Below are 23,299 nucleotides of genomic sequence, written 5' to 3'. Positions count from 1 at the left end.
GCTAGCGGCGCACGATCCCGTATTCGGGCCGCTGGGCGCGGCGCCAGCGCAGGTAGGCCTGATAGACCTCCTCCTTGTCGGCGGCCGCACCCTGCGGCTGCTCGCCGAGGAAGCGCTCGACCTCGCCCTGGGACGGCGCCTCCCCGCGGTGGCTGTCGAGCCAGTCCTGCGCCGGCTGGAACCGGGTCCAGCCCGGAACGGAGGCCGCGAGGTTCACCTCCCGCCATTTCGGGTGGTGCTGGGGCGCCAGGAACTGCTCGAACCGGTCGAAGAACGCGGTCGTGAAGCGCTCTAGCTTCCTGTAGCGCTCCGTGCCCTTCGGGTGGTTGTAGACCCCGAGGATCGTGCCGACCGCGAGCGTCTCGATGGGCCGGGCGCCGTCGACGAGCTTCGGGTAGTCGGCGCGGGTCAGCGTGGCGGGCACGTAGGCCTCGCCGATCCGGTCGCCGTAGGGCACCGTGACGAGGTGGAAGCGGCCGGCCGGCTCGAAGCCGGCGATGATCGCGACGGGCCTGGCGGCCACCGAGACGACCGCATCGAGCTCGCCCCGGCGCAGCATCTCGAGGGCCGTCGGCTGGTCCACGTTGACCGCCTCGACCGCGATGCCGAGATCGCGGAACATGGCGCGGCCGCTGTAATCCGTGCCGCTGCCCTTCACGTCGAAGCTGACGCGCTTGCCCGCGAGATCGCCGACCGCGCCGATCGCCGTCGGGGCGATCACGTGGAGCTCGTCGTTGAAGAGCTTGGCGACGTAGTGGATCCGCTTCTCGATGTCCTTGAGGCGCTTGTCCTGGCGCAGCTGATCGAGGGTGTCGGTGCGCACGAAGCCGAGATCGACCCCTTTCAGGAAGCGGAGGTCGTAGGCGTTGGCCCCCGCGCCCCGGCCGAGGATCGGGAGGATGCGCAGCCTGTCGCCGTCGTCGAGGACGAAGGCGAGGTCGGCACCGGTGCGGAAATAGGTTCCGCCGGGCGTGCCGGTGACGACCGAGACGGTGTTGGCGTTCAGCGTCTCGCTGAGCGCCGTCTCGGTCGCCGAGTCCTGGGCGGCAGTCCGCCTCTGCGCCGCGGCGTCCCGCGCCTGCCCGGCCTGGCCCGCGGCGAGCAGCAGCCCGAAGGCCGCCGCGCAGGCCGTCGTCCAGGCCGTCGTCCAGGTGATCGTCCGGGCCGTCGCGCAGGATCGGACCGCCCCCATGCCCCTCGTTCCCATCGCCCTGCTCCCTCGGGTTGGCGGCTCAGCGCGCCGCGGCCGCGACGCTCGTCGGATCGCGCAGGCTCGCCTCTTCCGCCCGGGCCTCTTCCGCCCGAGCCTCTTCCGCCCGGGCGTAGAGCGCGCGCGCGCGCTCCGGATCGGGCCGCAATCCGTGGACCCGCCAGGCGCGCAGCATCCGCGGATCGCAGGTCTGGGCGAGCAGGAAGGTGGCGCGCGCGTCGCCCCGCTCGACCAGATGTTCGAGCACGAGCCGGGCGCCGCTGATGTCGCCCGATCGGATGAGCCGCTCGGCCCGCGCCAGCAGGGCCGCGTTCTGCGGCGGCGGCGGCGACGGCGACGGGGCCGCGGCCGGCGGGGCCGCCGGGGGCGGTCCGCTTCGCCCCGCCGCGGGCGCGGGACTGCCGGGGACGGCCTCCTGCGCCGGCGCGGGAGACCCGGCCTCGGGCGCCTGCCGCGGGGGCGGCCGGAGGGGCTGGGCCTCCGGCAGGGCGAGCGCGGCCTCGTGGCGGCGCGCGGCCGGCGCCGGCTCCGGCGCCTCGGCGTTCGCGACGGCGGGCGTTGTTGCGGGCGCGGCGTGCGCCTGCCGCGGCTGCACCCGCAGCGTGAAGACCGACCGCGCGATCGGCAGCGGGCGCCCGCTCTCCGTGAGCGACAGGGCCGCGACCGCCAGCGTGAAGGCGCCGGTCTGCTCCGGCTGCAGCGTGACGGCGAGGTCGGCGAGCTTCCAGTCCGTCACCTCGATCATGGACCGGTCCTCGGCGGCGGTGACCGCATGGTCCGGATCGCTGAGCCGCGCGCCCTTCGGCAGGCCCAGGATGTAGGTGCTCCCGCCGGCCCGGCTGGGGCGGTTCCGTACCTCGATCAGAAGGGGAATGGCCGCCCCCTGCTCGCCGACCACGTCCCGCGCGGAGACGCGCGGCTCGGCCGGGGCGGCAGCGCCCGGCCCCGCCTCGTCCACCCGGGCGGGCGTTTCGGCGCGCGGCCCGGGGGCGCCCCACGCGCAGGCCTGGAACGCGATCAGGGCGATCGGGAGGCGGGCCCTGCGGATATCCCGGCGGCGCGGAACGACGGACATCACGATCGACATCGAGACCTCCCCTGCGATCGACCGCGCGGCGATGTCCGGCCCGGCCGCGGGGCGCATCGCCCCGCGGCGACGGGGATCGGAACGTCAATCCTCGTCGCGCAGAGAGTGCGGCCTGTGCTTGTTAGGGATGGTATTTGTCCAGACTATGCCTCGGACTTGCATTAACATTTGCGACAGGCACTTGATGATGCGCGATTCCGTGGCCGAACATCCGGCGGCCCGCTGCGGCCGCTCGGATCAAGCCGCGCCCATCACCCCAGTCGGTCGTTGAGTGACGGCCGCCGGCCACGGTCCTGCCCAAGCGGGGCGATCGGCCCGCGCCTCGCTACCCCGCGCTCTCCTCCCCGGCCGGCCGGTTGTCGTCGCGGGCGCGGTGGAGCAGGAAGATCGAGAGCACGATCGCCAGGATCAGGCCCGCCAGCACGCCGAGCTCGATCATCGAGGCCTGGAACAGCGCCTGCTTCTCGGGCGTCCAGTCCTGGCCGTGCATGACCTCGGCCGATTGCAGCGTGACCACCAGCACCCGCCGGATCGAGGCGATCAGCCCGACGATCAGGAACGGCTCGCAGGTCAGCCGCCCGGAGCGCATCGAGACCCGCACCGTGTGCAGGATCTCGACCAGCATCAGGAGGAACAGCAGCCGGTCCACCACCTCCAGGAGCTGCTGTGCCCGGCCGTAGGCGTGGAACGCCTCCAGCGTCAGGCGGCCGGCATCGAACAGCGCGAGCAGCGCCGTCGCGCCGAGCAGCAGGCCCAGGATCGCGTAGATCGCGTGCTCGGTGTGCAGGAACAGGAAGGTCGAGGCCCGCGTCAGCGCGCCCGGTTCCTCGTCCGTCTCGGTCTTGTTCCGTTCGGGCATCGGTGTGGACCCCTCGCGACGGGCGGGTCGGCATCGCCGCCGCGGGATCTTGAGCCTAAGCTGCGCCGTCCGCAACGCCTGTTCGGAAGGGCCGGCCGGAGACGACTGCTTATCCGGAATGCATGATTTTCAATTCAGTCCGGCAATTCTCGGCCGTGCGGTGAGGAAAGTCTTCCACGAAGGCGCGGTGTGTGCCTCTAGTGAAGGAACTTTCGATTGTCCGGGCCTTTGCTTGTGGAGGCGCCGCGGAGAACTCTGGCATGCCCGACAACGACTATCTCATCATCATCCTGGCGGTCGCCACCCTGGCCATCGTGATCGTCGTGGCCGGATTTCTCAGGCGCCGGGTCGCGCAAGCCAAGGGCGATCCCCGGCGTTCGAGCTTCACCGAGCACCATGGCGGCCCCCCGCGCCCCAACCGGCCCGGCACGGACCACTGAGCGCTCTCCGCCGAAGTGGACGCCGGTTCGGCGCAAGAGAGCGCGTCAAGACCAGGACAAGAGCTTGGAGCCCTTCCCGATCGCAACGCGATCGGGAAGGGCTCGAGAGCGGTCCCGAACCAGCCCGTCCCCATCCTCCGTCCGGGCACGCGCTCCGCGCGGCCACCGGCCGCCCCCTCAGGGCGCCGCCGCGTCGTGGCGCGTGCCGGGGCCGGTCGGGATGCCCGGAAGACGGTCGGGCACCTGGGCCGGGTCCGGCGGCTCGTCCACGTCCGGATCGGGGCCCGGCACGCGCGGGCCGGTCGGGCCGGTATCGGGATCCCGCTCCGGGGGCGGAGGCAGGTCGGGCGGGGGCATCTCGCCCGGATTGGGCGGCGTCGGGATGCCGGGCGGCATGCCGGGGTTGACCAGGCGCAGCGATGCGCGGGCGGGCGTGACGGTGGCCATGGACGGCTCCCTGTGTCCCTGCTCTGTCCGGCCCTGACGTGGGGCCCGGGCCCGCATCCGCAACCCGCACCCCGGTGGCCGCGCGCGGCTCAGCAGCCGATGCAGACGCCGGTGTCGAGCGAGCGGTCGAGGCCGGTGCGGCCGGCGCGCACGCCCGAGTGGCGCGGGCCCCGGGCCGAGAAGCCGCCGCGGCGCAGGACCACGCCGGGCGCGACGACGGGGGCCGGGGCGAACTGCACGTTGCGCTGCACCTGCATCCGCAGGGTGTTCAGCTCGCTCGTCTGCGAGAGCTGCTGCGAGCGCATGTCGCTCTGATAGGAGAGCGAGCGGTTCCAGCTGTTCAGGTCGGGCGTGACCTGGGCCTCGGCCGCGCCGGGCAGCGCCACGGCGGCGAGAAGGAACAGGATCGGGGTCCGCATGGTCCACCTCGGGGCTGACGGTCGGGCGAGGATATCAGGAACGACGCGCCCGCGCCCGCCCGGTTCCGGGCGGCGGCTGCGGCATGCTCGGCCCCTCTCGGCGTCGCGCGGGGTCTTCTCTCAGCGCCGGGCGGCGCGGGGCCGGACCAGACGGGCCAGGAAGTTGCCGATCTCGCGCCGCCGCCGGGGCGCCTCCAGCACCTCGGGGCCGAGCCCGTGGCGCCAGGCGAGGTCGGGGCGGTCCTCGCCGTGCAGCGCCGCGACCTCGTCGGCGTAGGCGGCGAGCGCCGCCGCGTCCCGGCACAGGCCGGATTCGAGGATGTCGGGCTCGGACAGGCGCAGCATCGCGGCGATCGCGTCGAGGTCGAGTTCCGGATGGTACTGCGTGCCCCAGAAGGTGCCGGGCCCGAGCCGGAGTGCGAGCGCCTGTACCGCGAGCAGGCCGTTGCCGGCCAGCACCTCGGCGCCCGGCGGCGGCTCCAGCACCGCGTCGAGATGGAGTGCGGGCGCGTCCCAGGTCGCCGGGCGGCCGGCGAGCAGCGGGTGCTCCCGCCCCGCCCCGGTCGGCACGAGGCGCCGGGCGAAGCCGTATTCGGGGCCGCGCGGGTTCGGCCCGGCCGAGCCGCCCGCCACGGCGGCGGCGAGCTGCACGCCCCAGCACGAGCCGAAGACCGGCAGCCCCGCCTCCAAGGCCGCCCGCATCAGGCCGCGCTGGCGCCGCACGGGCTCGCTGTCCTCGCCGACGTGGAGCTGCGAGCCGGTGAAGACCACGCCGTCGAAGGCGGCGAGAGCCGCGCCCGCGGGCAGCGCCGACCCGGCATCGGCCGGTTCGAGGATCGTGCAGGCGACGTCGGCGTCGATCTCGGCCAGCAGCGCGGCGTAGGCCTCGGCCGAGGTCCCGCCCGTGGCGCGGACATGCGCGCGGCGCGCCTCAGCCACGTTTCCGTCGGCCACAAGGATCTGCATCATTCGGTGAACGGGGGCTGTCGGAGGGCGCGAGCGGCGCGGTCCGGCCAACGGCGGCCGCGACCCGGCCGTTCCGGCAGGTGGCCGGGGCGGGTCGTCGCAGAGGATCATGGAGTCGAGAGGTCGAGACCTCTCGCGGGTGCAGGGCGGGGCCCTGCGGCGAAGCCCGCTGCCCGGCAAAGCCGGGCAGCGGGCTTCCCACCCGGGGTTCTACCCCCGGCCCCCCTGGAACGCCTTCGAGATCCCACGACCGTCCTCAGGTCTTCAGCAGCCAGCGCAGCGAGCGCCGCAGCGCCGCGGTCCCGTCGCGGGCGAACCACGCGCCGTGGGCGAACAGAACCCGCTCGGGCGCGAGCGCGACGAGGGCGGCTGCCGCCCGCCGCGCCTCGGCGCCCCCCAGGCGGACCGCGCCGCGCAGGTAGGCCGGCGCCCGCCCGTCCGGCGCGGTGATGCCGACGAGGCGCGCCAACGGGCGCATCCAGGCGGGCAGCCGCCCGGGCTCCAGGTTCAGCACGAGGTCCGTGAGGATCAGGCTGCGGCTGACATCGTGGAAGAAGGCCACCTCGCGGAAGCCCAAGGCCCCCGGCACCACCACCTGCCGCAGGTCGCGGGCCCAGTCGGGCGGGGCTGCGTCGCCGAGGTCGCGGTCGAGGCGCAGGCCCGCGCGCATCCGGGCCCGCACCTGGCCCCGGCGGCGCAGGTTCGGCGCGGCCCAGGTCAGCGCCTCGGGGCAGTGGATCTGCCAGTCCCGCAACAGGGTCCAGTGCGCGATGTTGGGCGCCACGAGATGGCGGATCGGGCCGATCTCGGCGAGCGCCCGGTGCAGGTCCGGGTCGTAGCGCGTCGGCGAGTGCAGCCAGAGGCCGCCATCCGCGAGGCGCACCACGCTCATCCGCACGGGCAGCGGCATCACCCCGGCCGCGCGCAGGGGGCCGCTGTCCACGATCCAGAGGTCGCGCGCCACGGGCTTGGGCACGTCGAGGGGCGGGTAGGTGACGTCGGTCAAGGGCGCTCCGGCTCCGGCGGTTCTGCCGGTCAATCCGGCCGACGCGCCCTGGGTTCTGGTTCGCGCGGATCGATGCATGGACCGCATCGATCGATCCAGCCTTTGGCTTGGACCCGCATCGGCGGGGTTTCTAGAACAGGGCTGGCAGGAGCGGCACGTCAGATGCCGTCGAGACCGGGAGAACGCTCATGCTGGCCGATGCAGTCCAGGCCCCCGCACGCGGGCTCTCGCGCGCGCCCACCGTGACCGAGATGCGGGTCGTGCCCGTCGCCGGCCGCGACAGCATGCTGCTGAACCTCTCGGGCGCGCACGGGCCCTTCTTCACCCGCAACCTCGTGGTGCTCACCGACTCGACCGGCGCCACGGGGCTCGGCGAGGTCCCCGGCGGCGAGGGCATCCGCCGGACCCTGGAGGACGCCCGCGACCTCGTGCTCGGCCAGCCGCTCGGCGCCTGGAACGCGGTGCTCAACGCCATGCGCACCCGCTTCGCCGATCGGGATTCCGGCGGGCGGGGCCTCCAGACCTTCGACCTGCGCATCACCATCCACGCGGTCACGGCGGTCGAATCCGCCTTCCTGGACCTGCTGGGCCAGTTCCTCGGCGTGCCGGTGGCCGCCCTTCTCGGCGAGGGCCAGCAGCGCGACGCGGTCGAGATGCTGGGCTACCTGTTCTACGTCGGCGACCGCCGCAGGACGGATCTCGGCTACCGCGAGCCCGTGGCCCGCGACGGCTGGTTCCGGCTGCGCGACGAGGAGGCGCTGAGCCCCGAGGCCGTCGCGCGCCTCGCGGAAGCCGCCTACGACCGTTACGGCTTCAACGACTTCAAGCTGAAGGGCGGCGTCCTGGCCGGCGAGGACGAGATCGCCGCGGTGACCGCGATCCACGCGCGCTTCCCGCAGGCCCGCGTGACGCTGGACCCGAACGGGGCGTGGTCGCTCGCCGAGGCGATCCGGCTCTGCAAGGGGCGCGGCGACGTGCTGGCCTACGCCGAGGACCCGTGCGGGGCGGAAGCCGGCTTCTCCGGCCGCGAGATCATGGCGGAGTTCCGCCGGGCCACGGGGCTGCCCACCGCCACCAACATGGTCGCCACCGACTGGCGCCAGATGAACCACGCGATCCAGCTCGGCTCCGTCGACATCCCGCTGGCCGACCCGCATTTCTGGACGCTGGCCGGCTCGGTGCGGGTGGCCCAGCTCTGCCGCGACCACGGCCTGACCTGGGGCTCGCACTCGAACAACCATTTCGACGTCTCGCTCGCCATGTTCACCCACGTGGCGGCCGCCGCCCCGGGCAACGTCACGGCGATCGACACGCACTGGATCTGGCAGGACGGCGAGCGCCTGACCCGGGAGCCCCTGCAGATCCGCGGCGGCCTCGTCCGGGTGCCGGAACGGCCGGGCCTCGGGATCGAGCTCGACTGGGCCGAGGTGGAGCGGGCGCACGCCCTCTACCGCGACCACGGGCTCGGCGCCCGCGACGACGCGGCCGCGATGCAGTTCCTGATCCCGAACTGGACCTTCGACAACAAGAGGCCCTGCCTCGTGCGCTGAGATTTCGGCTCCGCCACGGCGGAGCCGCACGCCCCCTGGCGGAGCCGCCCACCCCGGCGGACCGCCAAGCGCGACCGCGCGCCGCCGCCCGTGCGGCGGATCGCGGGGGCCCCGGGAACCGGGGCGCCCGCACCCGAGAATGAGGAGAACCCGATGGACGTCCTGACCAACCGCTTCAAGGCCGCGCTCGAGGCGGGCCGCCAGCAGATCGGCCTCTGGTGCAGCCTCGCCAGCCCGATCTCGACCGAGATCGTGGCCGGCTCGGGTTTCGACTGGCTGCTCCTCGACATGGAGCACTCGGCCAACGACCTGCGCGACATCTACGGCCAGCTCCAGGCGATCATGGAGGGCGAGGCCCACGCCATGATCCGCGTGCCGAGCGACGAGCCCATCACCATCAAGCGCATCCTCGACACGGGCGCGCAGTCGCTGATGATCCCGAACATCGACGACGCCGGGCAGGCCCGCCGGGCGGTGGCCGCCACCCGCTACGCGCCGCGCGGCGTGCGCGGCTTCTCGCAGGCGCCGCGTGCCGCCCGCTTCGGCCGCATCCCGGACTACCACGCCCGCTGCGAGGCCGAGATCTTCGTGGCCGTGCAGATCGAGTCGCGGCGCGCGCTCGACAACCTCGAGGAGATCGCGGGCGTCGAGGGCGTGGACGGCGTCTTCATCGGGCCCGGCGACCTCTCGACCAGCCTCGGCTATCTCGGCCAGCAGAACCATCCGGAGGTGGTGGCGATCATCGAGGAGACGGTGGCGCGCATCACCCGCGCGGGCAAGCTCGCCGGCATCCTCACGGCCAACGAGGATCTGGCCCGCCGCTACATCGCGGCCGGCACCCGCTTCACCGCGGTCGGCTCGGACATGGGCGTGCTCGCCCGCCAGACCGAGGCGCTCGCCGCCCGCTTCAAGGGCTGACCCGCCCAAACCCTCCCCCCCTCTGCGGGGGAGGGAAACCGCGCGCTACCTCTCCCGGGAGACCCCACCATGAACATCGGCTTCATCGGCCTCGGCATCATGGGCGCGCCCATGGCCGGCCACCTGATCGCGGGCGGGCACAGCCTGTTCCTGAAGAGCCGCCGCGCCGTGCCGGACGCCCTCCTGGGCGCGGGCGGCACCGCCTGCGCCAGCGCCGCCGAGGTGGCGGAGCGCGCCGACGTCGTCATCCTGATGCTGCCCGACACGCCCGACGTCGAGACGGTGCTGTTCGGCGCGGGCGGCGTCGCCGAGGGGCTCGAGCCCGGCAAGACCGTGATCGACATGAGCTCGATCTCGCCGATCGCCACCAAGGCCTTCGCCGCCCGGGTCGCGCAAGCCGGCTGCGACTACCTCGACGCCCCGGTCTCCGGCGGCGAGGTCGGCGCGAAGAACGCCGCCCTGTCGATCATGGTCGGCGGTTCCGAGGCGGCCTTCGCCCGGGCCGAGCCCCTGTTCCGGCTCATGGGCAAGACCGTGACGCATGTCGGCGGGAGCGGCGCCGGCCAGGTCGCCAAGGTCGCCAACCAGATCATCGTGGCGCTCACCATCGAGGCGGTGGCCGAGGGTCTGCTGTTCGCGTCGAAGGCCGGGGCCGACCCGGCCAAGGTCCGGCAGGCGATCACCGGGGGGCTGGCCACCTCGCGCATCCTGGAACTGCACGGCGCCCGGATGATCGAGCGCACCTTCCAGCCGGGCTTCCGCATCGACCTGCACCGCAAGGACCTCAACCTCGCGCTGGAGGGCGCCAAGGCCCTGAACCTCGCCCTGCCGGGAACCGCGCTCGCCCAGCAGCTCTTCGGCGCCTGCGCGGCCAACGGCGCGGGCGGCCTCGACCACGCCGCCCTGGTGCGCGCGCTCGAGATCATGGCGAACCATCAGGTCGCCGAGGGCTGAGAGGGATCCGGGATCCCAAAGGGTCTTGACCCTTTGGCGGGGTCCCGGGGCGCGCAGCCCCGGGTTTCGAACCCACAGGCCCGGCGAGGCCGGACCTATGGGTTCGACAGCAGGGCTCTGCCCTGCACCCGCCAAAGGTCTCGACCTTTGGAATCCAGAACTTTCAGGCCGCGGCCGCCCGGCCCCCGGGCGCGTCCAGGAAGGCCCCGAGATGCTCGGCCGCCATCGGCCGGCCGGTGAGGAAGCCCTGGATGTCGAGGTCGGCCTCCTCGGCCAGCAGCCGGCGCTGCGCCTCGGTCTCGACGCCCTCCGCGGTCACCGCGATGCCCAGCCCCCGGGCGAGCCCGACCACCGCGCGCACGATCGCGGTCGATTGCGGGGTCTCGCTCAGCTCGCGCACGAAGCTGCGGTCGATCTTGATCCGGGTCAGCGGGAAGCTGTGCACGAAGCTCAGGGACGAGTAGCCGGTGCCGAAATCGTCGAGCGCCAGCATCGTGCCAAGCGCCCGCAGGCGGCCGAGCAGGTCGCGGGCCGTCTCCCGGTTCTCCAGGATCGCCGTCTCGGTGATCTCCAGCTCCAGCCGTGAGGCGGGCAGCCCGGAGCCCGCCAGCGCCGTCTCGACGCCGGCCAGGAAGGCCGCGCTGCGCAGCTGCGTCGGCGAGACGTTGACCGCGACCGTGAGGTGCGCCGGCCAGCCCGCGGCCGTCGCGCAGGCTTCCTTCAGCACCCAGGCGCCGACCTCGGGCATCAGCCCGATCTCCTCGGCGAGCGGGATGAACTCGGCGGGCGGGACCGTCCGGCCATCGGGCAGGCGCCAGCGCAGCAGCGCCTCGAACCCCACGAGCGCGCCTCCGCGGACCCGGAAGATCGGCTGGTAGTGCAGCGCGAGGCCGCCCGCGCCGAGCGCCCGGCGCAGGTCGCGCTCCATCACCCGCCGCGCGGCGGCCCGGTCGCCCATGCCGGGCTCGTAGCGGCGCCAGCCGTTCCGCCCGCCCGCCTTGGCCTGCCGCAGGGCGAGGTCGGCGGCCCCCAGCAGCCCGTCGGCGGTGGGGGCCTCCTCCTCGGCCACCGCGAGGCCGGCGCTGGCGCCGAGCGTGAGCCGGATCCCGTCGATCTCGTAGACCTCGCCGAGCGCCCGCACGACGCGCTCGGCGAGGCCCGCCAGGGCCGCGGGCGCGCGCGCCTCCACGACCACCGCGAACTCGTCGCCGCCCAGCCGCGCCACCAGGTCCCCGCTGCGGACGCAGGCCCGCAGCCGCCCCGCCGCCTCCCGCAGCACCGCGTCGCCGAGCGCGTGCCCGAAGCTGTCGTTGACCGCCTTGAAGCGGTCGAGGTCGAGGCGGAGCACCGCGACGCGCGCCCGGTCCAGGCGCGCGTCGAGATGGGCCCGCAGGGCGGCGCGGTTCGTCAGGCCCGTCAGCGGATCGTGCTGGGCGAGGTGGCGCAGGCGGCCCTCGATCTGACGCCGCTCGCTCACGTCCTCGAAGGTCGAGACCCAGCCGCCGGCCTCCAGCGCGCGCGTACGGATCGACAGGGCGTTGCTGCCGCGCACGCATTCCGAGATCACGGGCTCGCGCACGCCGGAGGCCGGGCGCAGATGGGTCCGGGCGAACAGGTCGGCCGCCGTGGAGCCGAGCACGCGGCGCAGCACCGGCACCAGGCGCCGGCCCGGCGCGAGCGCGCCGGCCTCCAGCCCCAGGATGTCGCCGAGCCGCGCGTTGGCGAGGACGAGCCGCCCGTCCGGCCCGATCAGGCAGAGCCCGTCCATCATGTTCGAGAGGGCGAGGTCGAGGTTGTCCGAGGCTGCCTTCAGCATCACCGCGGCGGCGCGTTGCTCGGTGCGGTCGCGGGTGATCTTGGCAAAGCCCACCAGCGCGCCGCCGTCGCGGATCGCGTCGATCACCACGTGGGCCCAGAAACGGGTGCCGTCCTTGCGCAGGCGCCAGCCCTCCGCCTCGAAGCGACCGGTCTCGCGGGCGGTGGCGAGGCCCCGCTCGGGCAGGCCGCTCGTCCGGTCCTCCGGCGCGTAGAAGCAGGCGAAGTTCCGCCCGACGATCTCCTCGGCCGTGTAGCCCTTGGCGCGCGCCGCGCCCGCGTTCCAGTTCACCACGGTGCCGTCGGGCGCGAGCATGTAGATCGCGTAGTCCGTCACCCCCTGCACCAGCAGGCGGTACATCGCGTCGTCATGCGAGAAATCCGCCATGTTCGCCTCAGGCCCCGTACCGGTCGGGACGGCGGCCGGGGGGCAGGGGCGGGTAGGAGCGCGCGCTGCGGATCGCATGGCCTTTGCCGGTCCGTCTGGTGGTTGGATCCACCTTCCCAGGGCTGCAATAAAGAATAGTTAAAGCGTCGCCATTGTTTAGCAGAAGGCGGCTATTTCCCTCCGTCGCGGGAGGACGGAACGTATTGGCCGAGTGTCTCCGGAGTATGCAATCATCGGTTGCATAGTAATCAGCATGCAAATCGTGGGTCCGCCGCTCGCCGCGCGCTCGCGGCGCGGCCGGGGCCGGGGCTCGGGCGAACCATCAAACAGCCGTATTTGGCCACGCTAACGGGGGGGCGGCACCGGTCGCGCGCTCTGCCCGCGCCGCCGCATCCCTTCCCGGCAGCGAGATCCGGACATGGTGGCGCGCGCGCAAGGATCCGTCGTCGAGCTCGATCCGGCTGTGGTCGGTGGCCCCGCGGCGGAGATCTGCGCGGCGGGCCTGCAGAGCATCGAGATCGGCATGGGCGCGATGCGGGCGCTCGGCGGCGCGCTCGGCGGCGCGCTCGGGCCGGCCTTCGCGGCGGCCGTCGAGCGGCTCTTCGAGACCGAGGGACGGGTGATCGTCTGCGGCGTCGGCAAGAGCGGGCATATCGGCCGCAAGATCGCCGCGACGCTCGCGTCCACCGGCACCCCGGCCTTCTTCGTGCACCCGACCGAGGCGAGCCACGGCGACCTCGGCATGATCACGCCCCAGGACACGATCCTGGCGCTCTCGTGGTCGGGCGAGACGGCGGAACTCGGCGACCTCACCAACTTCTCGCGCCGTTTCTCGATCCCGCTCATCGCCGTCACCTCGCGGGCCGACAGCTCGCTCGGCCGGGCCGCCGACGTGGTGCTGGCCCTGCCGCGGGTGCGCGAATCCTGCCCGCACGACCTCGCGCCGACCTCCTCCAGCCTGATCCAGCTCGCGCTCGGCGACGCGCTCGCGGTGGCGCTGCTGCGCCAGCGCGGCTTCACCTCGTCGCGCTTCAAGATCCTGCATCCGGGCGGGACGCTGGCCGCCCGCCTCAAGACCGTGCGCCAGCTCATGCACGCGGGCGCGGCGATGCCCGTGGTGCCGCGCGGCACGCCGATGTCGGAGGTGCTGGTGCGCATCGCCGAGCACCGCTTCGGCTGCGCGGGCGTCCTCGACGAGGCGGGCGCGATCGTCGGCATCGTCACGGACGGCGACCTGCGCCGCCACATGGGCCCGGCGCTGCTGGCCACGCCGGTCGAGCAGGTGATGACGGCCCGCCCCGTCACCATCGAGCCCGACAGCCTCGCGGGCTCGGCGCTGGAACTGATGAACCGCAAGCGCATCACCGCGGTCTTCGTGGTCGAGGCGGGCCGCCCGGTCGGCCTCATCCACGTCCACGACCTGCTGACCGCGGGCGTCGTCTGAGCAGCGCCCGGGGGCGCGAGCTTGACCACGCGCTGCTGGTATACCAGGCCCGCGTGCCGCGCGATTGTGCGGGCCCACGGCCCGGCTATCGTGTGGGCTCCTCCCAGGGGCTCACGGGCCCTGCCTTCAGCCCGCTCGGCTCCGGCCGGGCGGGCTTTTTCCTGTCCCGCACCGGCTCGCGCGATCCGCGGCCGGACTGGACGCCGCGCAGGCCCGCTCAGCCGCCGCGGTCGCCGCCGTCCGGGCCGGGGCGCGCGCGCCCGCCCGGGTCGCGGTCCGCCGTCCCGGATCCCGCGGGGCGACCCATGTCGGCGGGCTCCGTCGCGCCCGGCGCGCGCCCGCCCTGCGGTTCCGCGCTGACGGGCCGGTCCCCGTAGGCGCGCGCCCCCGCCGGGGCCTCGCCGGGATCGGTCTCGGGTCGGGTGTCGTCGGGGCGGGTCATCGCATCGCTCCTCGTTCCAGGCCGCGCGCGGCCGCTCCCGGGGCAACCGCCCGCGGGCGACGCGGGCTCCCGCCCGCGTGAGGGCGCCGCGCGCGTTCCCCCCTCCCCTCAACCGACGAGAGGCCCGCCATGCTCACGACGCTCGCGGTCGTGCTGCCGATCTTCGCGCTGATCCTCGCCGGCTGGCTGGCGCGGCGGACCGGCCTGCTCGGTCCCGGCGCCACGGCCGAGCTCAACCGCTTCGTGGTCTGGCTCGCGCTGCCGGCCCTGCTCTTCGACGTGATGGCCCGCAGCGTCGGCCCGGAGATCTGGCAGCCGGGTTTCCTCGCCACCTTCGGCCTGAGCAGCGGCGCCCTCCTCGGCCTGACCGCGTGGCGCGCCCGGCGCCGCGGGCGGCCGCTGGCCGATGCGGCGATCGACGGTCTCAACGCCAGCTACCCGAACACCGGCTACATGGGCTTCCCGCTGGCGCTCGCCGCGCTCGGTCCCGGCTCGCTCGGGCCCACCACCGTCGCGGTGATCCTCACGGTCTGCGTCGTCTTCGCGGGCGCGATCGTGCTGATCGAGGCGGGGCTCCAGGGCGAGGACCGGGGCGGCGGGCGCCGCGGTCCGGTCGTCCGCACGGTGGCGCTGGCGCTGCTGCGCAACCCGCTCCTGGTCGCGCCCTTCTGCGGGGCGCTGGTGCCGCTGCTCGGGCTCGGCGTGCCGGCGCCCGTCGAGGCCTTCCTGAAGCTGCTCGGCGGGGCGGCCTCCCCCTGCGCGCTGGTGGCCCTCGGGCTGTTCCTGGCCGAGCGGCGCGGAGCGGAGCGGGGCGCGCGGAGCCGGCACACGATCATGTGGCTCGCCGGGCTGAAGCTCGTCGCCCACCCGCTCCTCGCCTACGGGCTCGGACGCTTCGTGTTCGATCTGCCGCCGCTCGCGCTCCACACCGCGGTGCTGATGGCGGCGCTGCCCACCGGCACGGGCCCGTTCATGCTGGCGGAGTTCTACCGCCGCGAGGCCGCGCTCACAGCCGACACGGTGCTGGTCTCCACGGTGCTCTCCGTCGTGACCGTCGCGGCCTACCTCGCCCTGGTGGCGGACTGAAGGCCGCGGCGGCCCGAGGTCGGGCCCGCCTCAGCGCCAGCCGAGCAGCACGACGAAACCCGAGAAGGTGAGGGCCGAGGCCATGAGGACGAGCACGCTGAGATCCATGCCTGCCGGATAAGGCGCCGGGGGGGCGGGCGGCCAGCGTGCGAACGGTCGCTGCGGCAGCCTGCCTCGTGGGCGGCTCCGCGGAACGTCGGCCGGGCGTGGGCCGGCGCTCCCGGCGGACACGGAGCGCTCGGCGACGCCCAGACTAATCTATGTTGTTTTGTGGGACCCGCAGCAGTTTTTACGGGATTTCCGCGTGACACGCCCGCCCGGTATGCGACATTCCTGCGCGTGCGCGCCCGGAACATGCATGCATGGCCGAGGCGGCTTGCGCGAGACTTCATGGCCAAACCCTTGATCTCCGAATCGGGAGGGCAATCTTCATGGCTGCGGAGAACCGGAACGGATCAGAGATGACAGAAGAAACGCTTGAGCTAGGCCCCGACATCATCACCTTTGCCGGCGACATCGTCGCGGCCTACGTCTCGAACAATCCCGTGCCGGCTGCCGAGCTGCCCGCGCTGATCGGCAACGTCCACGCGGCCCTGGTCAACCTCAGCGGGGGGGCGACGGCCTCCGCCGCGCCCGAGGAGCCCGTGGAGCAGCCGAGCGCGGCGCAGATCCGCAAGTCGATCACCGAGGGCGGCATCGTCAGCTTCATCGACGGGCGCTCCTACAAGACGCTGAAGCGCCACCTGACCAAGCACGGGCTGACGCCGCAGGCCTACCGCCAGCGCTACGGCCTGCCGGCCGACTACCCGATGGTGGCGCCGGGCTACGCAGCGCAGCGCTCGGCCCTCGCCAAGGAGATCGGGCTGGGCCGCCCCGCCCCGCAGGCCGCCCGCCGCGACGCCGCCTGAGCGCGTCGCGCGCATCCGGACTGGGAAGACCCGCCGCCCGGCAAGGTCGGGCGGCGGGTCTTCTGATATCGGCTCAGGAAAGGTCGATGTCGCCGGACATTCGCCGGCCTCTGTCCAGTTCTGCCCAACCTTCAGGCTGGACCTTCCGGGCGCGAGGACTTATCCGAGGCGCTCAACGGCGCCGCGGCACGAACCGCCCGGCCCGAACGGGAGGTGCCGTCATGGAGCGGCGGAACGATCGTGAGGCGCGCTGGGCCGCGGAGCGGCACGCGCGCGAGGCGGCGCGGAACCAGGCGGCCCTGCTCTGGTCCGCGATCCGGGCGGAGCGCCGGGCCGACGCGGATCCGGGTGCCCGGCTCAGGCCCATCCTGCTCGCCGCGCTGACCGACGAGGCCGGGGCCCGCTAGGTCAGGTCATGGGATCCCCATGGGCCGAGGCCCTTTCGGCGCCCGAGGGCGCTGTGCGGCGGGGTCCCGGGACGGCGGAGCCAGATGCAGGGCTCTGCCCTGCACCCGCCAAAGGTCTCGACCTTTGGAATCCGGGACTTGGCGCTGGAGCATGATGCGGGAAAGTGGAAGCCGGTTCGGCGCGAGAGAGCGCGTCAAGACAGAAAGTTCGAGCCCTTCCCGATCGCAGCGCGATCGGGAACGGCTCTAGCCCGCCCGGCCGCGGCGCCACGCGTCGCGGTCGAGGTAGAGCGCGCCGCCCGCGACCATCAGGGCGAGGGTGAACCACGTGATCGCGTAGATCAGGTGGTTGTTGTGGAAGCGGATCACCGTGAGGCCCGCGACCGGCAGGTCCCCGTCCGGATCGCGGCCCGGCGGCCGCTCCGCATCGACGAAATAGGGGGCGACGGCTCCGGTCAGGCCGCGCGCCCGCGCGATCGCCGCGACGTCGCGGGAGTACCACGTGTCCGCCCCCGGATCGTTCGTGCGCAGGAACGCGCCGCCCGGCTCGTCGAGGCGCAGCAGGCCTGTCAGCGCCGCGCGCGTGCCGGCGACGCCCGCGCGCGCCGTGGCCGCGCGCCGGTCGCCCGGCACGAAGCCACGGTTCACCAGAACCACGAAGCCCGCATCGGTCCGCAGCGGCGTGAGCACCCAGAAGCCGCCGCCGAGGTCGGTGACCGCCTGGACCAGGGTGTCGGGCGCGTCGAGCCAGGTGCCGGCGAGCCGCACGCGCCGGTAGGCGTCGCGCTCCGACAGGGCCGCCCATGCGCCGGGCCCGGGGGCCGGGACGGGATCGCCGTGGGCGTTGGCCTCGACCCGCGCGATCAGGTCGAGCTTCCAGGCGCGGCGGTGGACCTGCCAGGTGCCGAGCGCCAGGAGCCCCCCGCAGAGCAGGATCGCCAGGATGTTGATGACGATCAGCCCGGCGAGCCGGGGGCGCGCGCGGACCGCCGGGCCGGCGGCCCGCGCGCCGGTCGAGATCACGGCCGCCCGCTCAGGGCTGGTGGCGCAGCTGTTCGACGGACATCGGCATCATGTTGGCGTTCATGTGGTGCATCACCCAGAGCGAGCCGGTGAGGGTGATCACGACGAGCGTCACGGTGAAGATCAGCGCGAGCACCGTCCAGCCGCCCTCCGACTTCGTGTTCATGTGCAGGAAGTAGACCATGTGGACCACGATCTGCATCGCCGCGAAGGCCATGATGATGATGCCGGTCCAGAGCCCGCTCTCCAGCGGGCGCGCCATGACCAGCCAGAACGGGATCGCGGTGAGGATCACCGAGAGCACGAAGCCGGTGACGTAGCCGCCGAACGAGCCGTGGCTCGCGCCGCCGCCCTCGTGACCGTGCCCGTGATCGTGGTGGGCCGCCTCGGCGCTCATTGCAGGACTCCCATCAGGTACACGAAGGTGAAGACGCCGATCCAGATCACGTCGAGGAAGTGCCAGAACATCGACAGGCACATCAGCCGGCGGGTGTTCTCCGGGATCAGGCCGCGCTGGGCGACCTGGACCATGAGCACGACCAGCCAGATCAACCCGAAGGTGACGTGCAGGCCGTGGGTGCCGACCAGCGTGAAGAAGGACGACAGGAAGGCCGAGCGGCCGGGCCCCGCGCCCTCGTGGATCAGGTGCGCGAACTCGTAGAGCTCGATGGCGAGGAAGGCCGCGCCGAACAGGCCCGTGACCGCGAGCCAAGCTTGCGTCGCCGCCGTGCGGCCCTTGTCCATCGCCAGCATGGCGAAGCCGTAGGTGATGGACGAGAACAGCAGCATCGAGGTGTTCAACGCCACCAGCGGCAGGTCGAACAGATCCTTCGGCGAGGGCCCGGCCGCGTAGTTGCGGCCGAGGACGCCGTAGGTGGCGAACAGCACCGCGAAGATGAGGCAGTCGCTCATCAGGTAGATCCAGAACCCCAGGAGGGTGCTGGTCTCGGGGTGGTGCTCCTCCTCGTGGTGGAAGACCGGCGCGGTGCCGGGGGGGGCGGTGTCCGTGTGCATCATGGGCTCAGGCCTGCCCCGCCAGCGCGGCGGTCCGCTGCGACTCGGTCCGGGCGACCGTGTCGGCCGGGATGTAGAAGTCGCGGTTGTAGTTGAAGGTGTGGGCGACCGAGACGACGAAGATCGCCAGCGCCGACAGTGCCGCCAGCCACCAGATGTACCAGATCATGGCGAAGCCGAAGACGACGCTGAGACCGCCGATGATCGCGCCCGTGCCGGTGTTCTTCGGCATGTGGATCGGCTTGAAGCCGTGGAGCGGGCGCGCGTAGCCGCGGTTCTTCATGTCGTACCAGGCGTCGAGGTCGTGCACGACCGGCGTGAAGGCGAAGTTGTAGTCCGGCGGCGGCGAGGAGGTCGCCCACTCGAGCGTGCGGCCGCCCCACGGGTCGCCGGTCGTGTCGCGCAGGGCCTCGCGGTTGCGGATCGAGACGACGAACTGGATGATCGTCGAGAGGATACCGCAGCCGATCAGTGCCGCGCCGCCCGCCGCCACGACGAACCAGATCTGCAGCGACGGGTCGTCGAAGTGCTGCATCCGGCGCGTCACGCCCATGAGCCCCAGCACGTAGAGCGGCATGAAGGCGACGTAGAAGCCGACCAGCCAGAACCAGAAGCTCATCTTGCCCCAGAACGGGTCGAGCTTGAAGCCGAAGGCCTTCGGGAACCAGTAGGTCACGCCGGCCATCATGCCGAACAGCACGCCGCCGATGATCACGTTGTGGAAGTGCGCGATCAGGAACAGCGAGTTGTGCAGCACGAAGTCGGCCGGCGGCACGGCGAGCAGCACGCCGGTCATGCCGCCGATGACGAAGGTCACCATGAAGCCGACCGTCCAGAGCATCGGCACCTCGAAGCGGATGCGCCCGCGGTACATGGTGAACAGCCAGTTGAAGATCTTCGCACCCGTCGGGATCGAGATGATCATCGTCGTGATGCCGAAGAACGAGTTCACGTTGGCGCCCGACCCCATGGTGAAGAAGTGGTGCAGCCAGACGAGGTAGGAGAGGATCGTGATCACGACCGTGGCGTAGACCATCGAGGCGTAGCCGAAGAGGCGCTTGCCGCAGAAGGTCGAGGTCACCTCCGAGAAGATGCCGAAGGCCGGCAGGATCAGGATGTAGACCTCCGGGTGGCCCCAGATCCAGATCAGGTTGAAGTACATCATCGGGCTGCCGCCCAGGTCGTTCGTGAAGAAGTGCGTGCCGACGTAGCGGTCGAGCGACAGCAGCGCGAGAACGGCCGTGAGGATCGGGAAGGCGGCCACGATCAGCACGTTGGTGCAGAGCGAGGTCCAGACGAAGACCGGCAGCTTCATCATGGTCATGCCGGGCGCGCGCATCTTCACGATGGTCGCGACGAGGTTGATGCCTGAGAGCAGCGTGCCGATGCCCGCGATCTGCAGGCCCCAGATCCAGTAATCGACCCCGACGCCGGGGCTCATGTCGGCGCCCGACAGTGGCGGGTAGCCGAGCCAGGTGGCGCGCGAGAACTCGCCGATGAAGAGCGAGAGCATGATGATGATCGCGCCGGCCGTCGTCATCCAGAACGAGAAGTTGTTCAGGAAGGGGAACGACACGTCGCGGGCGCCGATCTGCAAGGGCACGACGTAGTTCATCAGGCCCGTGACGAAGGGCATCGCCACGAAGAAGATCATGATCACGCCGTGCGCCGTGAAGATCTGGTCGTAGTGGTGGGGCGGCAGGAAGCCTTCCTGCGAGCCGAAGGCGATCGATTGCTGGGCGCGCATCAGCAGCGCGTCGGCGAAGCCCCGCAGCAGCATCACGAAGGCCAGGATGACGTACATGATGCCGATCTTCTTGTGATCGACGCTCGTCACCCAGTCGCGCCAGAGGGCGCCCCAGAAGCGGTAGTAGGTGATGGTTCCGAGCACGGCGAGGCCGCCGAGCGCGACGCCCGCGAAGGTCACGATGAGGATCGGCTCGTGGTACGGGATGTCCGCGAGGGTGAAGCGTCCGAAGACGAGCTTCTGGAGATCGACGTTGGAGAACATGTGATCGGCTCTCTGGCGATGCGTCGGCTGACCGCCGGCCTTAACGGTTGTTGAGCTGTGCGGGGGCCGGGGTCCCCTGGTCGTCGTGGCCCGAGGAGGGCTTGGTGCCGGGCTCCGGCTCGGAGCGCGGCGGGCGGCCCGAGGCCGGCCCGGTGGCGCCCGGCGCCTCGTCGCCCTGCTCGACGTGGCGGTTGTCGTAGCGCAGCTTCTCGCGGTTCTCGCGGCTGTGCACGCCCGCGCCGCCGCGGGCGTCGATCTTCATCATCTCGCTCATGCACATCTTGCCGGGCAGGGCGCACATGTTGAGGATCTGGCTGTAGAGGTTGTCGGAAACCGAGGCGAAGTACTGGATCGGCTCGCGCTCGCTCGGCTTCTCCAGCTGGAGGTAGGCGTCGCGGCTGAGGTCCTTGCCCTCGGCCTTCGCCTTGGCGACCCAGGCCTCGAACGCCTTCGGCTCCTGGCCGAGGAAGTTGAAGGTCATGCGCGAGAAGCCGCTGCCGCTGTAGTGGGCCGACTGGCCGTGATAGGTGCCCGGCTTGTTGATCACCGCGTGCAGCTTCATCTCCATCCCGGGCATCGCGTAGACCATGCCGGCCAGCGCGGGGACGTAGAAGGTGTTCATCACCGAGGCCGCGGTGAGCCGGAAGTTGATCGGCCGGTCGACGGGCGCGGCCAGCTCGTTCACCGTGGCGATCCCGTATTCGGGGTAGAAGAACAGCCACTTCCAGTCGAGCGCCACCACCTGGACCTCGAGCGGCTTCGTCTCGGCCGCGACCGGGCGGCCGGGCTCGATGCGCGAGAGCGGGCGGTAGGGATCGAGCGTGTGGGTGCTGATCCAGGTGAGCGCGCCGAGCGCGATGATGATCACCAGGGGCGCGGCCCAGATCACCACCTCGAGCTGTGTCGAGTGGTGCCAGTCGGGGTCGTAGGTGGCGGACGTGTTGCTGGCCCGGTAGCGCCAGGCGAAGAGCAGCGTCAGCAGGATCACCGGCACGATGATCAGCAGCATCAGGCCCGTGGAGGCCAGGACGAGGTTGCGCTGCTGCATCGCCACGTCGCCGGAGGGATGCATCACCACCATGTTGCAACCGGCGGTCGCCGCCAGCAGCGGCAGCAGGGCGGCGGCGCGCGCGAGGCGCTTGAGGCGCCCGGTTCCGGCGCGCGTGGAGAGGGCGGATTTGGCCGCGGCGATCAACATCGTGTCCCCTTGCCGCTGGGCGGCGAGATGGCCCCGGGAGGCGTCAGGCGCGGCGCGCGACGCGCCGCTCGATTGTCTGGGCGGCGCGGAGAGCGCCGCATGTCGGTGTCGGCGGCGCGCTCCGCGCCGCCCCGTGGCGGTCGGGCCCGTCGGCCCGGCTACATCTGCCGGATCTCGGAGCGGTTGATGCTGAGCGCGACGAGCGTCGCGACGGCGCCCGAGAGCAGGTAGAGGCCGACGCAGGCGAGCCCGAACTTGGCCGAGAGGCCGAGCGCCACGAGGGGCGCGAACCCGGCTCCGAGCAGCCAGCCGAGATCGGCCATCAGCGCGGCGCCGGTGTAGCGGTAGCGGGCGCCGAGCCGGGAGCTGACCGCGCCGGTCGCCTGCCCGTAGGCGAGGCCGAGCAGCGAGAACCCCGCCAGCACGTAGACGGTCTGGCCGACGACGTTCTCCTCGATCACCAGCGGCGCGACGGTGCTGGCGACCGCGAAGGCGGCGATCAGCCCGGCCGAGACGATGAGGTGCATGCGCCGGCCGATCTGGTCGGCCATCAGCCCCGAGAACACGATCGCGCCCGCGAACAGGATCGCGCCGCCGAACTGCACGAGCAGGAACTCGCCCGCCGAGCGCTGGGTGAACAGGGTGATCCACGAGATCGGGAAGATGGTGACGAGGTGGAAGAGCGCGAAGCTCGCCAGCGGCACCAGGGCGCCGATCAGCACGTCGTCGCCGTGGGCCTTGAGCAGGGGGAAGAAGCGGGTGGGTTCGAGCCGGCCCCGCTCGATCAGGCTGGTGAACTCGGCGGTGGCCACGAGCCGCAGCCGGGCGAACAGCGCCACCACGTTGATGGTGAAGGCGCAGAAGAACGGGTAGCGCCAGCCCCAGTCGATGAAGTCCGCCTCGCTGAGGTTCATCGTGAAGAAGGCGAAGAGCAGGCTCGCCAGCATGAAGCCGATCGGTGCGCCGAGCTGGGGCATCATCGCGTACCAGCCGCGCCGCTCCACGGGCGCGTTGAGGGCGAGCAGCGAGGCCAGCCCGTCCCAGGCGCCGCCGAGCGCCAGCCCCTGGCCGATGCGGAGCGCCGCGAGCAGCCAGATCGCCGAGGCGCCGATGTGGTCGTAGCCCGGCAGGAAGCTGATCAGCATGGTCGAGCCGCCGAGCAGGAACAGCGCGATGGTCAGCTTGACCCCGCGGCCGTGGCGCCGGTCGATCGCCATGAAGATCACCGAGCCGAGCGGCCGGGCGATGAAGGCGAGGGCGAAGACGACGAAGCTGTACAGCGTGCCCTGGAGCGGCGACGCGAAGGGGAAGAACACCTTCGGGAAGACCAGCACCGAGGCGATGCCGTAGACGAAGAAGTCGAAATACTCGGCCGCCCGCCCGATCACGACGCCGATGGCGATCTCGCCGGGGGCGACCTTGTGGTCGCTCATGGCGAGGCGCGCATCGCGCTCCAGCGGTGTCGAGGAGGCTATGGCGTGATCCGGTGTCATGTCAGGCGACGGCCTCGTACAGAAGGGCTCTGGCCACGAACGGGCCTCGGCCGCGCGGGCGCCCCCTCCCTAGCGCAACGCCGGGGACACGCAAGATTCCGTGCCCCGCGCCGCGCGTTACCCTGACATGCTCGACCGCGCCGATCGTCCCGAGGATCGCCCTCGGGGACCGCGCTGATTCGGCTGTCTCTTGTTCTGCGATTGCCAGATAGCC

The 23,299-nt window shown here is 72.4% G+C and carries 23 protein-coding genes; 8 read left to right on the top strand and 15 right to left on the bottom strand.

Annotated elements, in window-relative coordinates; genetic code table 11:
• Nucleotide 1: 1 nt before the first annotated feature.
• The 3 genes from MFF56_RS13265 to MFF56_RS13255 form a co-directional block, all read right to left on the bottom strand.
• Nucleotides 2-1,192: a TAXI family TRAP transporter solute-binding subunit gene (locus tag MFF56_RS13265; RefSeq protein WP_082773054.1), complete on the bottom strand. Its 1,191-nt coding sequence runs from the start codon at nucleotides 1,190-1,192 to the stop codon at nucleotides 2-4.
• 40 nt (nucleotides 1,193-1,232) lie between these two features.
• The gene (locus MFF56_RS13260) at nucleotides 1,233-2,297 is read right to left on the bottom strand and encodes a hypothetical protein (protein ID WP_238230108.1); all 1,065 of its coding nucleotides are present in this window, start codon (nucleotides 2,295-2,297) and stop codon (nucleotides 1,233-1,235) included.
• A gap of 325 nt (nucleotides 2,298-2,622) precedes the next feature.
• Nucleotides 2,623-3,156: a phosphate-starvation-inducible PsiE family protein gene (locus MFF56_RS13255; RefSeq protein ID WP_066918768.1), complete on the bottom strand. Its 534-nt coding sequence runs from the start codon at nucleotides 3,154-3,156 to the stop codon at nucleotides 2,623-2,625.
• Between the two features lie 260 nt (nucleotides 3,157-3,416).
• Between MFF56_RS13255 and MFF56_RS13250 the strand changes: the two genes are divergently transcribed.
• A complete protein-coding gene (locus MFF56_RS13250) occupies nucleotides 3,417-3,596 on the top strand; it encodes a hypothetical protein (RefSeq protein ID WP_066918766.1) in 180 nt (59 codons plus the stop codon).
• 177 nt (nucleotides 3,597-3,773) lie between these two features.
• On the opposite strand, the gene MFF56_RS13245 is transcribed toward MFF56_RS13250, so the two are convergent.
• The 4 genes from MFF56_RS13245 to MFF56_RS13230 all read right to left on the bottom strand — a co-directional run bounded on the left by MFF56_RS13245 (nucleotide 3,774) and on the right by MFF56_RS13230 (nucleotide 6,434).
• Nucleotides 3,774-4,043 (bottom strand): hypothetical protein, encoded by a 270-nt coding sequence (locus tag MFF56_RS13245; RefSeq protein WP_238230107.1) that lies wholly within the window; start codon nucleotides 4,041-4,043, stop codon nucleotides 3,774-3,776.
• 89 nt (nucleotides 4,044-4,132) lie between these two features.
• On the bottom strand, nucleotides 4,133-4,462 hold the full coding sequence (locus tag MFF56_RS13240) for a hypothetical protein (protein WP_066918764.1): 330 nt from the start codon (nucleotides 4,460-4,462) through the stop codon (nucleotides 4,133-4,135).
• Nucleotides 4,463-4,582: 120 nt separating this feature from the next.
• Nucleotides 4,583-5,431: a glutamine amidotransferase-related protein gene (locus MFF56_RS13235; protein WP_066918762.1), complete on the bottom strand. Its 849-nt coding sequence runs from the start codon at nucleotides 5,429-5,431 to the stop codon at nucleotides 4,583-4,585.
• 253 nt (nucleotides 5,432-5,684) lie between these two features.
• Nucleotides 5,685-6,434: a DUF4336 domain-containing protein gene (locus MFF56_RS13230; protein ID WP_066918760.1), complete on the bottom strand. Its 750-nt coding sequence runs from the start codon at nucleotides 6,432-6,434 to the stop codon at nucleotides 5,685-5,687.
• Between the two features lie 188 nt (nucleotides 6,435-6,622).
• Here MFF56_RS13230 and gudD point away from each other — a divergent pair, with 188 nt between their 5' ends.
• The 3 genes from gudD (at nucleotide 6,623) to MFF56_RS13215 (ending at nucleotide 9,856) form a co-directional block, all read left to right on the top strand.
• On the top strand, nucleotides 6,623-7,984 hold the full coding sequence (gudD, locus tag MFF56_RS13225) for a glucarate dehydratase (protein WP_066918757.1): 1,362 nt from the start codon (nucleotides 6,623-6,625) through the stop codon (nucleotides 7,982-7,984).
• A gap of 153 nt (nucleotides 7,985-8,137) precedes the next feature.
• Nucleotides 8,138-8,902 (top strand): HpcH/HpaI aldolase family protein, encoded by a 765-nt coding sequence (locus MFF56_RS13220; RefSeq protein ID WP_238230106.1) that lies wholly within the window; start codon nucleotides 8,138-8,140, stop codon nucleotides 8,900-8,902.
• A gap of 69 nt (nucleotides 8,903-8,971) precedes the next feature.
• On the top strand, nucleotides 8,972-9,856 hold the full coding sequence (locus tag MFF56_RS13215; protein WP_066918638.1) for a 2-hydroxy-3-oxopropionate reductase: 885 nt from the start codon (nucleotides 8,972-8,974) through the stop codon (nucleotides 9,854-9,856).
• Nucleotides 9,857-10,019: 163 nt separating this feature from the next.
• Here the strand turns inward: MFF56_RS13215 and MFF56_RS13210 are convergent, their stop codons facing one another.
• Complete coding sequence (locus MFF56_RS13210; RefSeq protein ID WP_238230105.1) at nucleotides 10,020-12,059, bottom strand: putative bifunctional diguanylate cyclase/phosphodiesterase; 2,040 nt, start codon at nucleotides 12,057-12,059, stop codon at nucleotides 10,020-10,022.
• A gap of 418 nt (nucleotides 12,060-12,477) precedes the next feature.
• On the opposite strand from MFF56_RS13210, the gene MFF56_RS13205 reads away from it, so the two are divergent.
• On the top strand, nucleotides 12,478-13,503 hold the full coding sequence (locus MFF56_RS13205) for a KpsF/GutQ family sugar-phosphate isomerase (RefSeq protein ID WP_066919006.1): 1,026 nt from the start codon (nucleotides 12,478-12,480) through the stop codon (nucleotides 13,501-13,503).
• Between the two features lie 217 nt (nucleotides 13,504-13,720).
• On the opposite strand, the gene MFF56_RS13200 is transcribed toward MFF56_RS13205, so the two are convergent.
• Complete coding sequence (locus MFF56_RS13200; protein ID WP_238230104.1) at nucleotides 13,721-13,945, bottom strand: hypothetical protein; 225 nt, start codon at nucleotides 13,943-13,945, stop codon at nucleotides 13,721-13,723.
• Between the two features lie 129 nt (nucleotides 13,946-14,074).
• Between MFF56_RS13200 and MFF56_RS13195 the strand changes: the two genes are divergently transcribed.
• From MFF56_RS13195 to MFF56_RS13185, 3 genes are all read left to right on the top strand, one after another.
• On the top strand, nucleotides 14,075-15,031 hold the full coding sequence (locus MFF56_RS13195) for an AEC family transporter (protein ID WP_066922415.1): 957 nt from the start codon (nucleotides 14,075-14,077) through the stop codon (nucleotides 15,029-15,031).
• Nucleotides 15,032-15,492: 461 nt separating this feature from the next.
• On the top strand, nucleotides 15,493-15,939 hold the full coding sequence (locus MFF56_RS13190) for a Ros/MucR family transcriptional regulator (RefSeq protein ID WP_066922417.1): 447 nt from the start codon (nucleotides 15,493-15,495) through the stop codon (nucleotides 15,937-15,939).
• Between the two features lie 221 nt (nucleotides 15,940-16,160).
• The gene (locus tag MFF56_RS13185) at nucleotides 16,161-16,346 is read left to right on the top strand and encodes a hypothetical protein (protein WP_066922419.1); all 186 of its coding nucleotides are present in this window, start codon (nucleotides 16,161-16,163) and stop codon (nucleotides 16,344-16,346) included.
• Between the two features lie 246 nt (nucleotides 16,347-16,592).
• Here the strand turns inward: MFF56_RS13185 and MFF56_RS13180 are convergent, their stop codons facing one another.
• The 6 genes from MFF56_RS13180 to MFF56_RS13155 form a co-directional block, all read right to left on the bottom strand.
• Complete coding sequence (locus tag MFF56_RS13180) at nucleotides 16,593-17,306, bottom strand: SURF1 family protein (protein WP_066920588.1); 714 nt, start codon at nucleotides 17,304-17,306, stop codon at nucleotides 16,593-16,595.
• Nucleotides 17,307-17,379: 73 nt separating this feature from the next.
• Nucleotides 17,380-17,766, bottom strand: coding sequence for a cytochrome o ubiquinol oxidase subunit IV (gene cyoD, locus MFF56_RS13175; RefSeq protein ID WP_238230103.1), 387 nt, complete (start codon nucleotides 17,764-17,766; stop codon nucleotides 17,380-17,382).
• Nucleotides 17,763-18,383, bottom strand: a complete 621-nt coding sequence (gene cyoC, locus MFF56_RS13170; protein WP_066920590.1) for a cytochrome o ubiquinol oxidase subunit III — start codon at nucleotides 18,381-18,383, stop codon at nucleotides 17,763-17,765. Before cyoC ends, cyoD begins: the two co-directional genes overlap by 4 nt.
• 7 nt (nucleotides 18,384-18,390) lie before the next feature.
• A complete protein-coding gene (gene cyoB / locus MFF56_RS13165; protein ID WP_066920580.1) occupies nucleotides 18,391-20,394 on the bottom strand; it encodes a cytochrome o ubiquinol oxidase subunit I in 2,004 nt (667 codons plus the stop codon).
• Between the two features lie 40 nt (nucleotides 20,395-20,434).
• Entirely contained in the window at nucleotides 20,435-21,592 is a 1,158-nt protein-coding gene (cyoA, locus tag MFF56_RS13160; protein WP_066920582.1) for a ubiquinol oxidase subunit II, read from the bottom strand.
• A gap of 158 nt (nucleotides 21,593-21,750) precedes the next feature.
• The gene (locus tag MFF56_RS13155) at nucleotides 21,751-23,085 is read right to left on the bottom strand and encodes an MFS transporter (RefSeq protein WP_066920584.1); all 1,335 of its coding nucleotides are present in this window, start codon (nucleotides 23,083-23,085) and stop codon (nucleotides 21,751-21,753) included.
• Nucleotides 23,086-23,299 lie beyond the last annotated feature (214 nt).

Source organism: Methylobacterium hispanicum, assembly GCF_022179285.1.
GTDB lineage: Bacteria > Pseudomonadota > Alphaproteobacteria > Rhizobiales > Beijerinckiaceae > Methylobacterium > Methylobacterium hispanicum.
Note: the sequence above shows the minus strand (reverse complement) of the source record. Positions and strands in the feature narration are given on the sequence as shown.

Coding starts and splice junctions, on each gene's coding strand:
- cyoC (WP_066920590.1), bottom strand. CDS start 18,383: ATGCACACGGACACCGCCCCCCCCGGCACCGCGCCGGTCTTCCACCAC.
- MFF56_RS13200 (WP_238230104.1), bottom strand. CDS start 13,945: ATGACCCGCCCCGACGACACCCGACCCGAGACCGATCCCGGCGAGGCC.
- cyoD (WP_238230103.1), bottom strand. CDS start 17,766: ATGAGCGCCGAGGCGGCCCACCACGATCACGGGCACGGTCACGAGGGC.
- MFF56_RS13260 (WP_238230108.1), bottom strand. CDS start 2,297: ATGTCGATCGTGATGTCCGTCGTTCCGCGCCGCCGGGATATCCGCAGG.
- MFF56_RS13190 (WP_066922417.1), top strand. CDS start 15,493: ATGACAGAAGAAACGCTTGAGCTAGGCCCCGACATCATCACCTTTGCC.
- MFF56_RS13210 (WP_238230105.1), bottom strand. CDS start 12,059: ATGGCGGATTTCTCGCATGACGACGCGATGTACCGCCTGCTGGTGCAG.
- MFF56_RS13240 (WP_066918764.1), bottom strand. CDS start 4,462: ATGCGGACCCCGATCCTGTTCCTTCTCGCCGCCGTGGCGCTGCCCGGC.
- MFF56_RS13255 (WP_066918768.1), bottom strand. CDS start 3,156: ATGCCCGAACGGAACAAGACCGAGACGGACGAGGAACCGGGCGCGCTG.
- cyoA (WP_066920582.1), bottom strand. CDS start 21,592: ATGTTGATCGCCGCGGCCAAATCCGCCCTCTCCACGCGCGCCGGAACC.
- MFF56_RS13235 (WP_066918762.1), bottom strand. CDS start 5,431: ATGATGCAGATCCTTGTGGCCGACGGAAACGTGGCTGAGGCGCGCCGC.
- MFF56_RS13205 (WP_066919006.1), top strand. CDS start 12,478: ATGGTGGCGCGCGCGCAAGGATCCGTCGTCGAGCTCGATCCGGCTGTG.
- cyoB (WP_066920580.1), bottom strand. CDS start 20,394: ATGTTCTCCAACGTCGATCTCCAGAAGCTCGTCTTCGGACGCTTCACC.
- MFF56_RS13155 (WP_066920584.1), bottom strand. CDS start 23,085: ATGACACCGGATCACGCCATAGCCTCCTCGACACCGCTGGAGCGCGAT.
- MFF56_RS13215 (WP_066918638.1), top strand. CDS start 8,972: ATGAACATCGGCTTCATCGGCCTCGGCATCATGGGCGCGCCCATGGCC.
- MFF56_RS13220 (WP_238230106.1), top strand. CDS start 8,138: ATGGACGTCCTGACCAACCGCTTCAAGGCCGCGCTCGAGGCGGGCCGC.
- MFF56_RS13185 (WP_066922419.1), top strand. CDS start 16,161: ATGGAGCGGCGGAACGATCGTGAGGCGCGCTGGGCCGCGGAGCGGCAC.
- MFF56_RS13265 (WP_082773054.1), bottom strand. CDS start 1,192: ATGGGGGCGGTCCGATCCTGCGCGACGGCCCGGACGATCACCTGGACG.
- MFF56_RS13250 (WP_066918766.1), top strand. CDS start 3,417: ATGCCCGACAACGACTATCTCATCATCATCCTGGCGGTCGCCACCCTG.
- MFF56_RS13245 (WP_238230107.1), bottom strand. CDS start 4,043: ATGGCCACCGTCACGCCCGCCCGCGCATCGCTGCGCCTGGTCAACCCC.
- gudD (WP_066918757.1), top strand. CDS start 6,623: ATGCTGGCCGATGCAGTCCAGGCCCCCGCACGCGGGCTCTCGCGCGCG.
- MFF56_RS13195 (WP_066922415.1), top strand. CDS start 14,075: ATGCTCACGACGCTCGCGGTCGTGCTGCCGATCTTCGCGCTGATCCTC.